The organism is Agromyces sp. NPDC056389 (assembly GCF_042262385.1).
Lineage (GTDB): Bacteria > Actinomycetota > Actinomycetes > Actinomycetales > Microbacteriaceae > Agromyces.
In genome coordinates, this window is sequence record NZ_JBHJPN010000001.1 from 2,684,931 (window position 1) to 2,697,435 (window position 12,505).

Here is a 12,505-nt window from a genome sequence, read left to right on the forward strand (position 1 = left end):
AAGGCTCAGCGATCCCGGTTAGACTCGCCGGGTGGAGTGGTGGATCTGGGTCGGCATCGCCGCAGTCGCCTGCGCCTTCGTGGCGCTCGCCGTGCGGCGCGGCTGGATCGACCTCTCCGACAAGACCAAGCGCGGCGGCGGTGGCGGCGTCATGATGATCGGCGACGAGGTCTTCGCGCCGCGCAAGCACGAAGCGCAGGTCGAGCTCGATCGGCAGAGCCGACTGCCGGTTCCCTCGCCGATTCCGGGTGACGGCGACAAGGGCATCGCCTTCGCCGACGACGGCACCGATTCCTCCCGGCCCGTGCCGGCACGGGCCGACCGGTTCCGCGGCACGATCCGCCTCGACGTCGAACGCGACTGAGCCCGACGTCGAACGCGACCGGACTCCGCCCGACCGCGGCCGGGCCGGTCGCCGTGCGACGAGGTCGCTGACAGACTGGTCGGGTGACGAGCGACGAACCCGACCGCATCATCCATGCGGACAACCTCGCCGTGCTGCCGACCTTCCCCGACGGCCGGTTCACGCTCATCTACCTCGACCCGCCGTTCAACACGGGTCGTGCGCAATCGAGGCAGTCGACCCGCCATGTGCGGGTCATGCCGACGGATGACACGGCGCCCGAAGCATCCGGAACCATCACCGGGTTCGCCGGCAAGCGCTACGAGCGCATCCGCGGCGACCTGCTGCGCTACGACGATCGCTTCGACGACTACTGGGGCTTCCTCGAGCCGCGGCTCATCGAGGCGTGGCGGCTGCTCGCCGACGACGGCACCCTCTACCTGCACCTCGACTACCGCGAGGCGCACTACGCGAAGGTGCTGCTCGATGCGCTCTTCGGCCGCGAGTGCTTCCTCAACGAGCTGATCTGGGCCTACGACTACGGCGCCAAGGCGAAGCGCAAGTGGCCGACGAAGCACGACACGATCCTCGTGTACGTGAAGAACCCGTCGGCGTACTGGTTCGATTCGAGCGCCGTCGATCGCGAACCGTACATGGCGCCGGGGCTCGTGACGCCAGAGAAGGCCGAACTCGGCAAGCTGCCGACCGACGTGTGGTGGCACACGATCGTCTCGCCGACGGGCCGCGAGAAGACCGGCTACCCGACGCAGAAACCCGAGGGCATCCTCCGCCGCATCGTGCAGGCCTCGACCCGCGAGGGCGACTGGGTGCTCGACTTCTTCGCGGGCTCGGGCACGACCGGTGCCGTCGCCGCGACGCTCGGCCGCCGCTTCGTGCTCGTCGACGAGAACCCAGAGGCGATCGCCGTCATGAAGGGCCGGTTCACGGATGTCGCGGGCGTCGTGTTCGAGCAGGGGCCGACGGCGGCCTGATCGACGGCCGCACCTGACATGCCTCGCGCGCGACGGACCTCGGACGGCACGGAGCTCGGCGGACTCAGCCGGACTGCCGCACCACGAGCTCGGTGGGAAGGATCGTCGCGGACTCGACGTCTTCGCCGGCGATGAGCCGCACGAGCTTGCGCGCCATCTCGGCGCCCATCTCGGAGGAGGGCTGCCGCACGGTCGTGAGCGGCGGCATCGCGGTGGCGGCGTAGCGGTCGTCGTCGAAGCCGACGACGGCGACGTCGCCCGGCACCGAGCGCCCGGCGTCCGCGAGCGCGGAGAGGGCGCCCATGGCCATCTGGTCGTTGGCGGCGAACACGCCGTCGATCTCGGGCGCCTGCTCGAGCAGCCGGCGCATCGCGGCAGCGCCCGAGGCGGCCGTGAAGTCGCCGAAGTCGACGAGGTCGTCGGCGAGTCCGGCGCGGGCGACGACCGCGGTGAAGCCGTGCAGGCGATCCACCCCGGGCGGCATGTCCTGCGGCCCGGCGATGGTGGCGAGACGGGTGCGTCCCGCGTCGACGAGATGCTGCGCCGCAGCTGCCGCGCCGTGCTCGTTGTCGACGTCGACGGTGTACCCGCTGGACTCCTCGGGGTCGAGGGGGCGCCCGCCGAACACGAGGGGCAACGATCGCGAGAGGTGCGCGAAGGAGTGGTCGCCCGTGTGGTGCGAAACGACGAGTGCGCCGTCGACGTTGCCGCCGAGCAGGTAGCGCCGGGTCTTGTCGGGGTCGAGCTCCGACTCGATGAGCAAGTTCAGCGTGTACTCGGTGCCGGCCAGCGCCAGCGCGGCGCCCTGCACGATCGAGGCGAAGAACGGGTCGTCGAAGACGCGTGCCGCCGACTCGGGCACGATGAGCGCGATGGCCTGGGTGCGACGGCTCGCGAGCGAGCGCGCGGCCCGGTTCGGCACGTAGTTCAGGGCGGTGATCGCCGCCTGAACGGCCTCGGTGACCTCGGGGCTCACCTTCGGCGAACCGTTGACGACCCGCGAGACCGTGGCGCGCGAGACGCCGGCGCGCGCCGCCACCATCTCGAGGGTCGGCGCGTGGCCGGCCGGAATGCTCCCCGTCATCGTGGGCCCCTTCCAGTGCTCCGGTTCACCCCACGATAGTCGTCGCCGCGAGTCGCCTCTTCGACCGTGCGATCAATGCCGCGAATGCGTGCGCGCTGTCCTTCGGCGTGCGCTCGAACGTGTCGTAGTCGACTCGCACGATGCCGAACCGCTTCTCGTACCCCCAGGCCCACTCGAAGTTGTCGAGGAGCGACCAGACGAAGTACCCGCGCACATCGGCGCCCTGCTCGATCGCCTCCGCGATGGCGTCGACGTGGTCGAGCACGTATCCGGTGCGCTCGACGTCGTGCACGGCGCCGTCGTCCGACACGACGTCGTCGTAGGCCGCGCCGTTCTCCGTCACGTACAGCGGGGGCAGATTCGGGTATTCCGCCCCCAGCCGTACGAGCAGGCGGGTGAGCCCCGCGGGGTTGACCTCCCAGTCCATCGCCGTGCGGGGCAGCCCCCGGGACGGCATCGAGACGTGCTCGCTGCCCGGGAACGGCGAACGGCCGGGGCGGTCGGTCGGGCGCAGCGACGGCGCGGCGCCGGCGGGAAGCGGATGCCCCGACACGTTGTCGTCGTGGTAGTGGTTCACGCCGAGGAAGTCGATCGGCTGCGCGATCTGCTCGAGGTCGCCGGGCAGCACTCGCGAGTCGAGCCCGAACTCGCGCACGTCGGCGAGCAGGTCGCTCGGGTACGCGCCGAGCAGCAGGGGCTCGAGGTACATCCGGTTCCACAAGGCGTCGATGCGCCGGGCGGCCTCGAGGTCGACGGGGTCGGCCGGATCGTTCGGCACCGCGTTCGTGAGGTTCAGCGTGATGCCGAGCCGGATGTCGCGCCCCGAGGCATCCGCGAGGCCCCTGAGCCGCTCGACCGCGAGACCGTGCGCGAGGTGCTGGTGGTGCACGGCGGCCAGACCCGCCTCGGGGTCGTTCAGGCCGGGGGCGTGCTCGCCGCCGACGTAGCCGATGAGCGACGAGCAGAGCGGTTCGTTGAACGTCGTCCAGTGCGTGACCCGGTCGCCGAGCACCGCGTACACGGCGTCGGCGTACTCGGCGAAGCGGAAGGCCGTGTCGCGATTCGCCCAGCCGCCCTGCTCCTGCAGCGCTTGCGGCAGGTCCCAGTGGTACAGCGTGAGCCATGGCAGGATCCCGGCGCCGAGCAGTTCGTCGACGAGTCGCGAGTAGAAGTCGAGCCCCTCCCGATTGACGGTGCGGCCGCCGGGCACGACCCGCGCCCAGCTCGTCGAGAACCGGTAGGAGTCGAGGCCCAGCGTGCGCATGAGTGCGACGTCCTCCGGCATGCGATGGTAATGGTCGACCGCGCGGTCGGGGGTGTCGCCGCCGGCGACCGCCCCGGGCACGCGAGCGAACGCGTCCCAGATGGAATCCTCCTTGCCGCCCTCGTGGGCGGCGCCCTCGATCTGCGCCGCGGCGGTCGCCGAGCCCCAGATGAAGTCGGCCGGCCAGTTCCGTCGGAACGACGCGTGATTCACGTTCAACCCTTCACAGCTCCTTGCATGATTCCCGAGATGAGTTGCTTGCCCGCGATGACGAACAGCACGAGCAGGGGGATGGTGGCCAGCACCGCTCCGGTGAGCACGATCGAGTAGTCGACGTAGTAGCCCGACTGCAACTGGCTGAGCGCCGTCTGCAGTGTCGGGTTGGTCGGGCTCAGCACGATGAGCGGCCACAGGTAGTCGGTCCACGCCATCATGAAGGTGAAGAGGCCGAGGATCGCCATCGCCGGGCGCGCGGCGGGCAGTGCCACGTTCAGGAAGGTGCGGATCTGGTTCGCGCCGTCGACGCGCGCGGCCTCGATGAGCTCGTCGGGGATGACGTCGACGAGGTACTGGCGCATGAAGAACACGCCGAACGCGGTCACGAGGGTCGGCACGATGACGGCGCCGATGGTGCCCGTCCAGCCGAGCTCGCGCATGACCATGAAGAGCGGGATGATGCCGAGCTGCGTGGGGATCGCCATGGTCGCGATGACGAAGACCATGAGTCCGTCGCGGCCGCGGAAGCGGAGCTTCGCGAACGCGTACCCGGCGAGCGTCGAGAACGTCACGACCGAGATCGTGATGATCGCCGAGATGAGGATCGAGTTGCCGAGGGCGAGCCAGAACGGGATGGCGTCGAGCACCTTGGCGGCGTTCGTGAAGAAGTTGCCGCCGGGGAGGAGGGGCAGGGTCTCGCCGCGGGTCGCGTTCGTGCCGCTGCCGACGACGACCGACCACCACAGGGGGTAGGCGCCGCCGATGACGAACGCGGCGAGCAGGCCGTAGGTGAGGAAGCCGGGTCGGCTGCCGATACCGGCGGTGCCCATCGTGCGCCGGGGCCGGCGGCCCGGGTTGCCGGTGCCGTCGTCGAAGCGAGGTCGTGCCGGTCGATCGGGCTCGACGTCGTCGACGATCACGGCCGGGATGGGCTCGGGGGTCAGGGTGCTCATGCCGCTCCTCCTCGGGTGGCGCGCTCGCGTGCACGTCGGGTTCGGCGGTCGGGTCTGTCGCCGCCGGTCGCGATGCGCCGGGAGATCAGGAAGTTGATGAGGCCGACACCGACGATGAGCAGGAACAGCAGCCAGGCGACGGCGGCCGCTTCGCCGAAGTCGCGTCGGAAGAAGGCGAGCTCCCACATGAAGAGCACGGTGGTCTGGAACTGGCGGTCGCTGCCGCCGATGCCGCCGGCCGTCGACACGTCGAAGAGTCGGGGCTCGGCGAAGATCTGCAGGCCGCCGATCGTGGCGGTGATGATGACGAAGATGAGCGTCGGGCGGATCGAGGGGATCGTGATGGAGAAGAAGCGGCGCACGGCTCCGGCGCCGTCGATCGCGGCGGACTCGTAGAGGTCGCGCGGCACGGACTGCATCGCGGCGAGCAGGATGAGGGCGTTGTAGCCGGTCCAGCGGAAGTTCACCATCGTGGCGATCGCGATGTGGCTGAGGAAGGTGTCGTGCTTCCACTGCTGGTCGGGGATGCCGAAGACGTTGAGGAGGTTGTTCACGAGCCCGTCGGCCTCGTTGAAGGCGCTCGAGAAGATGATCGCGACGGCGACCGGGGTCACGATGTAGGGCAGCAGCACGCTCATCCGCCAGAACGTCGCCGCCCGCAGACCCTGGTCGAGCAGGTAGGCGACGATGAGCGCGACGGTCAGCTGGGGGATCGACGACAGCAGGAAGATGCTGATCGTGTTGCCGATCGAGTTCCAGAACATGCTGTCGCCGAGGATCTCGACGAAGTTGTCGAGGCCGACGAACGGCCCTTGGCCCTTCAGCAGGTCCCATTCGTGCATCGACACGACGAGCGTGTAGATGAGCGGGAAGAGGCCGACGAGCGCGAAGAGGATGAAGAAGGGCGAGACGTAGAGGTACGGGCTCGCCTTGACGTCGAAGCGCGAGAGGCGCTGACGGAAGGTCAGGGGCTCGGATGCCGCGGCGCGGCGCTGCGGCGGCGTGGTGGTCCCGCTCGCGGGGGGCCGGATGGTCGTGGTCATGCGAAGTCCAGTCGTGGGGGAGATGACAGGGAAGGAGAGCCCCCGGGCGGGGGCGCCCGAGGGCTCTCCGTTCCTCAGGTGGGACTACTCGCCGACGAGCTCGTGGAGCAGCTCGATCGTCTGGTCCCAGGCGGCGGCGGCGTCGACCTCGCCGCGGTCGAGCGCCGACAGCGGCGGGCCGAAGACGTTCTCCTGGATGACCGAGTCGTCAGGGCCCTTGAACTGGGCGACGACGCCCTCTGCACGGGCGGCGAGGATCGCTCCGGTGGGGGCGCCGTTGAAGAACTCGTTCGGCGTCGCCTCCTCGGCGAGGGTCGTCTGCGCCTCGACGGTGCTCGGGAAGTTGCCGGCGGCAGCGGACTGCTTCACCTGCTGCTCGGGCTGCGTGAGCCAGTCGGCGAGCTTGGCCGCGGCTTCCTTGTGCTCCGAGGTCTCGGGGACCGAGAGGAACGCCCCGCCCCAGTTGGCTGCGCCGCCGGGGAAGACGTCGGCGAAGTCCCAACCGGTCGAGGCGTCGCCGCCACCGGTCTCGACCTGGCCCTCGACGACACCGAGCATCCAGCCCGGGCAGACGAAGGTCGCGAAGGTGCCGTCGACGAACGACTTGCCGCCGTTCCAGTCCCATGCCGTCTGCGCGGCCGAGAGGCCGTCGCCGACCGCCGACGCGAGCAGGTCGTAGTTCGCCTTGAGGTCGGCGTTGTCCTCGACGTTCAGTTCGCCGTCGGCCGTGTAGTACCCCTCGGGCATCTGGTTGACCATCGAGTTCCAGACGAAGCCGGAGTGGTCGAACCACGCCTTGCCGGTCGCCTGCTGGTACTGGCGGCCAACGTCGAAGTAGTGCGCCCAGTCGCCGTTCAGCAGCTCGGCGACGCTCTCGCGGTCGCTCGCCAGGCCCGCGGCCTCGAGGGCGGGCCCGTTGTAGCAGATGCCGGTCGGGCCGATGTCGGTGCCGTAGCCGATGACCCGGCCCTCGGGGTCGGTCGCCTGCTCGTACTTCCAGTCGACCCAGTCGCCCTTGCGGTCGGCGATGCCGTAGTCGGCGAGGTCGACGAACTGGTCGGAGACCTCCATGATCGCGCCGAGCCAGCCCTCCTCGATCGCCACCACGTCGGACAGGCCAGAGCCCGCGGCGAGCTTGGTGAACGCGTCGGTGCGGGCGTTGCCGCCGGTGTCGATGTTGGTGGCCTCGATCGTGACGCCGGGGTTGGCCGCCTCGTACTCGGTGTAGAGGTCGTCGTATCCGAACGTGCCGAACGTGGTGACGGTCAGGGTGATGTCGCCGTCGGTCTCGTCGCCGCCACCTGTCGAACAGGCGGATGCGAGGAGGGCGATGGTCGCTGCGCCGGCTACGGCTGCGGCAACCTTCGTGTGGCGTGAGAGCTTCACGGTCACTCCTTTGTGTGTGCGTGGGCGGGAATGTGTCACAGTGCGTGAGAGCGCTCTCGTCCGAAACGGTGAGAGCGCTCTCACGATTCGAGAGGTGACTCTATGCAGTCGGACCGCCTCCTGTCAAGAGAGCGCTCTCACGCAGCGTTCCCGGTACCACGATCGGGCCCGAAACGTGCGGTTGAAGGGTGGCTCGGCGAGCGCTCAGCACGTCCGGCGTAGACTCGCACGGTGTCATCGAGTGAGCGCCAGAACCCGTCCGACGAGGCGGGGCAGAAGCGTCGACTCGTGATCGCCGGCTCGTTGAGCCTCGTCCTGATCGCCGTCGCCGTCGTCGTGATCGGCGCCGTCTCGGGCGGTCCGGCTGCGGGATCGACGGGAGCCGGGGCATCCGATTCGACTGGAGGCGGGACCCCTCGCCCGGTGTCGGGCGCAGCGCAGGAGCCCGTCGCCGTCGACACCTTCGACCGCACGGCGCACTCCATCGACGATCCGAACAGCATCTGGGTGGTCGTCGACAAGCTTCGCCCGATGAACCCGCAGGACTTCGAGCCCGACGACCTCGTCGAGGTCGACGTGCCGCACACGTGGGAGCCGATGATGCGGCAGGAGGCAGCCGACGCGGTCGTCGCGATGTTCCAGGCCGCGTCCGACGAGGCCGACCTCACCCTCGCCTCGAACAGCGCGTTCCGCTCGTACAGCTCGCAGGAGGAGATCTACGACGGCGACGACCTGCTGACCGCGCGGCCGGGGTTCAGCGAGCACCAGACCGGGCTCGTGATGGACATCGGCGCCGAGAGCGGCGACTGCTCGCTCGATGCGTGCTTCGCCGACACCGCCGAGGGCATCTGGCTGCGCGACAACGCCTGGCGGTTCGGCTTCATCCTGCGCTACCCGGGCGACAAGACGCCCGTCACGGGCTACGAGTTCGAGCCGTGGCACTACCGCTACGTCGGCGTGCCGCTCGCGACCGAGATGCACGACACCGGCATCACGACGCTCGAGGAGTTCTTCGGCCTGCCTGCAGCGCCCGAGTATGAGTGAGCGCGTGCCGCATCGCGGCCTCTCGCTCACCGTGCTGGTCGTCAACCAGCTCCTCGCCGGCGTCGGCGTGGCCTCGGGCATCGCCGTCGCGGCGCTCCTCGTCGAAGAGCTCACCGGCGTCGTCGCCCTCGCCGGCCTCGCCCAGTCGGCGAGCGTGCTCGGCGCCGCGATCGTCGCCATCCCGCTCGCCCGGCTCGCGGTGCGCTCGGGCCGCCACGTCGCCCTGGCGACCGGCTACGCGCTCGCCATGACCGGAGCCGTGCTCGTGATCGCGGCCGCCGCGAGCGGGTGGGTGCCCCTCGTCTTCCTCGGCCTGGCCGCGTTCGGCGCCGGCAGCGCCGCGGGCCTGCAGGCGCGCTTCGCAGCGACCGAGGTCGCGGCCGCCGGGTTCGAGGCGCGCTCGATGTCGATCGTGCTCTGGGCGACGACCATCGGCTCGGTGGCCGGGCCGTTGCTCTCGGCCACGGGCGACACCGTCGGCATCGCGCTCGGCCTGCCGCCGCTCGTCGGCCCGTTCCTGTTCTCGGGCGTGGCGTTCGCCCTCTCGACCCTGCTCGTCGCGACGCTCCTCCGGCTGCCGAAGCCCGGCACGATGGCGACGGATGCCGCCAGCAGCGCTCCCGACGTCGCCGCCGCGCAGGCCGATGAACTCGCCCCCGACCACGTCGTCGACGCCGGGGGCGCGGCGCCCGCGGCCGAGCCGATCGGCGCCTGGGCGGCGTTCCGCATCGCCGTCCGCGAACCGCGCTCGCTCTTCGCGATCCTCGCCATCGTGTGCTCCCACACCGTCATGGTCGGTGTCATGGTGATGACCCCGGTGCACATGACCGCGCACGGCCTCTCGCTCTCGCTCGTGGGCGTCGTCATCAGCATCCACATCATCGGCATGTACGGCGCCAGCCCGCTCGTGGGGTGGCTCGTCGACCGCATCGGCCCCCCGCGCGTGATCGTCATCGGCGTCGGCATCCTCACGATCGCCGCGCTCATCGGCATCCTCGCGCCCGCCGACGACATGCTGCTCGTGCCGCTGGCGCTGGGCCTCCTCGGCCTCGGCTGGTCGTGCGGGCTCATCGGCGGGTCGACGCTGCTCACGACCTCGGTCGAGCCGTCGATCCGGGTGCCGCTGCAGGGCGCGACGGACGCCGCGATGAACCTCGCGGCCGCGGCATCCGCCGCCCTGTCGGGTGTGGTGCTGGGGGCGGCGGGCTTCGCAGGCGTGAACGTCGTGGCGCTGCTCGTGCTCGTGCCGCTCGTGATCGCCGGCGCGCGTGCCCGCCGCGCGGGTCTCAGCGAGCAGTCGGGTCGACGCGCTCCCGTGCGCTGAGCGCCTCGAGCAGTGCGGCCGCGGTGGCGGCGTCATCGACGGTCACGACGAACCGTCGGCCGTTGCGACGGGTGACCTGCAGGGCCTCTCCGGCACGGAGCACGATGCCGAACGCGCCGTCGGGCGCGAGGCGGATGCCCCAGCCGCCGAACTCCGCGGTCGGGTGCACGTTCCTGACGGCGACCGCCTCGACATCGGCGAGCGGCACGCCGAAGCGCGGGACGCCGAGGGGCGAGCGGACGACGAGGCCGCGGTCGTCGACGCGAACCCTGAACACGAACGTCGCGGCGGCGATGGCCACGAGCAGCACGGTGACGCCGAACATCACCCACCAGGCCGCGGAGCCGGTGGCCGCGACGACGACGGTGCCGATCGCGAGTGCGACGATGCTCGCGACGATCGCGAGCATGCCGGCCCGAGTCATCGTGGTGGTGCGCACCCAGACCGCTCGCTCGCCCGCGGCGAGGTCGAGCGGTTCGACGGTGCGCGTGGGCGTGCGTCCGTCGGTCGAGACGTTCGGCTGGGCGAACCATCCGCCGAGCCCCGCCGCGATCGCGAGCGCGGCGCTCACCAGGATCTGCAGCCCGATGCCGGGTGCATCGAGCGGGTCGTCGAGTCCGCGCTGCATTCCGAACGACCAGGTGAGGTCGACGACCAGCAGCACGTTGGTGCCGATCGAGATGGCGGCGAGCAGCCGCAGCGTCGGGCCCCACCGGCCGTCGCGCGTGCCGGCGAGCATGATGCCGGCGAAGAGCGTCACGAGTCCGAGCCCCAGCACGGCGGTGCCGAGCGGGACCGACCACGCGGGGCCGAACCCGTCGGGGCCGCTTCCGCTCCAGTGCGTCGCGACCGTCGGCGGCACCTGGGGGAGCCACGCGACCATGAGCCCGACGGCGACGAGGGTGAGGATCGCCGGCAGCGCGCAGCCGACCAGCAGGAAGCGGCGGCGGGCGGTGCGGACGTCGGCTGGCGTGGTCATCGGTAGGTCTCCTTCACGAGGGCGGCGAGGGTGTCGGCGGCGAGGCCGAGGGTGCGGGCGCGTGCGACGAGCGCGGCGATGTCGTGGTGCAGGTGGGCGAGGGGTTCGACCGCCTCGGTGACGACGGCACCTCGGCCACGGCGCATGTCGACGAGTCCTTCGTCGCGAAGCTGCTGGTAGGCGCGAAGCACCGTGTGCAGGTTGACGCCGAGCGCACCCGCGACATCGCGAGCCGACGGCAGGCGGTCGCCTGCGCTGAGTCGACCGGCAGCGGCATCGGCGTGGACGGACGCCACGATCTGGGCGAAGATCGGCGTGTCGCTCGCGGGATCGACTCGGATCAGCATCGGCGCAACCTTTCAAACTGTTCTATAAATACTAGAACAGTTTTGTCTCGGCTCACCAACCTTGCGCCGCGTCGCGAGGCCGAGCCCCGGATTTCCGGTGAGAACGCGCTCTCACCGGCTTCCCAGAATTTGAGAGGCTTCCTCACAAATTCGCGTGATGGGGTGGTGAACTTCCCCCCCGATCACGTACCCGGAATCCCCCTGTGCCCTTTCCCTTCTTCTCGTCTGCCTCCGCGCCCGCCGAACCCCCCGCACGACGCCGCTCGACCTATCGGGCCCCGTCGTCCGGCGACCCCGGGTTCGAGTCCGCCCCGGAATCGAGCGTGCCCGCCGACACGGCTGCGACGACCGTCGCCGGTACGCCCCGGGCCGAGACGGCCGAGTTCGAACGCCGTGCCGACCGCCGGGCGCGGCACCGCGCCGAGCGCGTGCGCAACCGCCGCCCGTCGAGCGGTGCACCGCGCCGGTTCATGGCGCTGGGCTGCGCGAGCGCCATCCTGAGCGTCAGTGCGTTCGGCGCCGTCGCCGCGGCATCGGCCGACGACGAGACGAGGCTCGCGGCCGTCCGCGAGAGCTCGGTCGCCGACGCGACCGCTGCGTCCGCCGGCGACGTCATCAACGCCCCGGTCTCGATCGCGAAGCGTCCGACGGTCACGAGCGGCCTCTCGACGGCCGCGGCGCCGTTCACCGGCGGCACGCAGGTCACCGTGGCCGGCGAACAGCTCGACCAGGTCGCCCAGGTCGCCGTCGGCGGCGTCGCGGCACCCATCGTCGCCGCGACCGCTGAGCAGCTGACCTTCCAGGTTCCCGCCGTCGCCGACACCGCGCTCGGCGAGGTGGCCGTGGCGTTCACGGATGCCGCGGGTGCACCGATCGCCGTCGCCACCCCCGGCACCGCGACGGTCGCCGGAGCCGCGGCTCCCGCCTCCCTCGCCGCCCAGCTCACCGAGATCGCCGAGGCCGCGGTGCACGCGCCGACCACGTCGCTCACGCTGACGTACACGTCGAACCCCGCGATCGACGCGCAGCTCGGCTACGTGCTCACCTACTGGAGCAGTTACAACACCGCCCAGTACACCGTCTTGAGCGGTGTCGACTGCGCGAACTTCACGAGCCAGTCGCTCGTCGCCCGTGGCTGGGCCATGGACGCCGGCTGGTACTACGACCAGGCGACCGGCGCGATGTCGCCGAGCTGGTCGAGTTCGACCGCCATGCGCGACTGGCTGTACGGCCGCCCCGACCTCGCGACCCCGCTCGACGATTCGCAGCGCGGGCTCGTGAAGGTCGGCGACATCGCCCAGTTCGACTGGGACGGTTCGGGCGACCGCGACCACACCGCCGTCGTCACGCGCGTCGAGCACACCGCGAACGGCACGGCCGTCTGGGTCGGCGGCCACACGAAGGACGCCGACTACTGGAACGTCGACGAAGCGCTCGCCTCCGGCGGCGGCAGCGTCACCTACTTCTCGCTGAAGTAGGCCGGCGCCGACGGCAGCGCTCGGGCGCCGCGCTCGGCCCCCGAGGGGCGCG

At 70.8% G+C, this 12,505-nt stretch carries 12 protein-coding genes; 5 read left to right on the forward strand and 7 right to left on the reverse strand.

All coding sequences use genetic code 11. The features are described 5' to 3' along the window. Nucleotides 1-31: 31 nt before the first annotated feature. The gene (locus tag ACFCVM_RS12545; protein ID WP_375836522.1) at nucleotides 32-364 is read left to right on the forward strand and encodes a hypothetical protein; all 333 of its coding nucleotides are present in this window, start codon (nucleotides 32-34) and stop codon (nucleotides 362-364) included. A gap of 83 nt (nucleotides 365-447) precedes the next feature. Then, nucleotides 448-1,335 carry a DNA-methyltransferase gene (locus ACFCVM_RS12550; protein ID WP_375836523.1) on the forward strand — a complete coding sequence of 296 codons (888 nt, stop codon included), beginning with the start codon at nucleotides 448-450 and terminating at the stop codon, nucleotides 1,333-1,335. Nucleotides 1,336-1,399: 64 nt separating this feature from the next. Here the strand turns inward: ACFCVM_RS12550 and ACFCVM_RS12555 are convergent, their stop codons facing one another. The 5 genes from ACFCVM_RS12555 to ACFCVM_RS12575 form a co-directional block, all read right to left on the reverse strand. Then, entirely contained in the window at nucleotides 1,400-2,419 is a 1,020-nt protein-coding gene (locus tag ACFCVM_RS12555; RefSeq protein WP_375836524.1) for a LacI family DNA-binding transcriptional regulator, read from the reverse strand. A 25-nt stretch (nucleotides 2,420-2,444) separates the two neighbouring features. Next, entirely contained in the window at nucleotides 2,445-3,896 is a 1,452-nt protein-coding gene (locus ACFCVM_RS12560; RefSeq protein WP_375836525.1) for a glycoside hydrolase family 1 protein, read from the reverse strand. 2 nt (nucleotides 3,897-3,898) lie between these two features. Beyond that, a complete protein-coding gene (locus ACFCVM_RS12565) occupies nucleotides 3,899-4,729 on the reverse strand; it encodes a carbohydrate ABC transporter permease (protein WP_375836716.1) in 831 nt (276 codons plus the stop codon). Between the two features lie 119 nt (nucleotides 4,730-4,848). Beyond that, nucleotides 4,849-5,895: a carbohydrate ABC transporter permease gene (locus tag ACFCVM_RS12570; RefSeq protein ID WP_375836526.1), complete on the reverse strand. Its 1,047-nt coding sequence runs from the start codon at nucleotides 5,893-5,895 to the stop codon at nucleotides 4,849-4,851. An 84-nt stretch (nucleotides 5,896-5,979) separates the two neighbouring features. Then, complete coding sequence (locus tag ACFCVM_RS12575) at nucleotides 5,980-7,281, reverse strand: ABC transporter substrate-binding protein (protein WP_375836527.1); 1,302 nt, start codon at nucleotides 7,279-7,281, stop codon at nucleotides 5,980-5,982. A gap of 231 nt (nucleotides 7,282-7,512) precedes the next feature. On the opposite strand from ACFCVM_RS12575, the gene ACFCVM_RS12580 reads away from it, so the two are divergent. Then, nucleotides 7,513-8,325: a M15 family metallopeptidase gene (locus ACFCVM_RS12580; protein ID WP_375836528.1), complete on the forward strand. Its 813-nt coding sequence runs from the start codon at nucleotides 7,513-7,515 to the stop codon at nucleotides 8,323-8,325. Then, on the forward strand, nucleotides 8,318-9,649 hold the full coding sequence (locus ACFCVM_RS12585; protein ID WP_375836530.1) for an MFS transporter: 1,332 nt from the start codon (nucleotides 8,318-8,320) through the stop codon (nucleotides 9,647-9,649). The genes ACFCVM_RS12580 and ACFCVM_RS12585 overlap by 8 nt, the downstream gene beginning before the upstream one ends. On the opposite strand, the gene ACFCVM_RS12590 is transcribed toward ACFCVM_RS12585, so the two are convergent. Both ACFCVM_RS12590 and ACFCVM_RS12595 read right to left on the reverse strand, forming a co-directional pair. Then, nucleotides 9,612-10,628, reverse strand: a complete 1,017-nt coding sequence (locus ACFCVM_RS12590; protein WP_375836531.1) for a DUF1648 domain-containing protein — start codon at nucleotides 10,626-10,628, stop codon at nucleotides 9,612-9,614. The genes ACFCVM_RS12585 and ACFCVM_RS12590 overlap by 38 nt on opposite strands. Then, nucleotides 10,625-10,975, reverse strand: a complete 351-nt coding sequence (locus ACFCVM_RS12595; protein WP_375836532.1) for a GntR family transcriptional regulator — start codon at nucleotides 10,973-10,975, stop codon at nucleotides 10,625-10,627. The genes ACFCVM_RS12590 and ACFCVM_RS12595 overlap by 4 nt, the downstream gene beginning before the upstream one ends. A gap of 323 nt (nucleotides 10,976-11,298) precedes the next feature. On the opposite strand from ACFCVM_RS12595, the gene ACFCVM_RS12600 reads away from it, so the two are divergent. Then, nucleotides 11,299-12,453: an amidase domain-containing protein gene (locus ACFCVM_RS12600; protein ID WP_375836534.1), complete on the forward strand. Its 1,155-nt coding sequence runs from the start codon at nucleotides 11,299-11,301 to the stop codon at nucleotides 12,451-12,453. Nucleotides 12,454-12,505: the final 52 nt, after the last annotated feature.

Bases quoted from the DNA above. Each gene is read 5' to 3' on its own strand.
- ACFCVM_RS12555 (WP_375836524.1), bottom strand. From the start codon at position 2,419: ATGACGGGGAGCATTCCGGCCGGCCACGCGCCGACCCTCGAGATGGTG.
- ACFCVM_RS12565 (WP_375836716.1), bottom strand. From the start codon at position 4,729: ATGGGCACCGCCGGTATCGGCAGCCGACCCGGCTTCCTCACCTACGGC.
- ACFCVM_RS12570 (WP_375836526.1), bottom strand. From the start codon at position 5,895: ATGACCACGACCATCCGGCCCCCCGCGAGCGGGACCACCACGCCGCCG.
- ACFCVM_RS12585 (WP_375836530.1), top strand. From the start codon at position 8,318: ATGAGTGAGCGCGTGCCGCATCGCGGCCTCTCGCTCACCGTGCTGGTC.
- ACFCVM_RS12590 (WP_375836531.1), bottom strand. From the start codon at position 10,628: ATGACCACGCCAGCCGACGTCCGCACCGCCCGCCGCCGCTTCCTGCTG.
- ACFCVM_RS12595 (WP_375836532.1), bottom strand. From the start codon at position 10,975: ATGCTGATCCGAGTCGATCCCGCGAGCGACACGCCGATCTTCGCCCAG.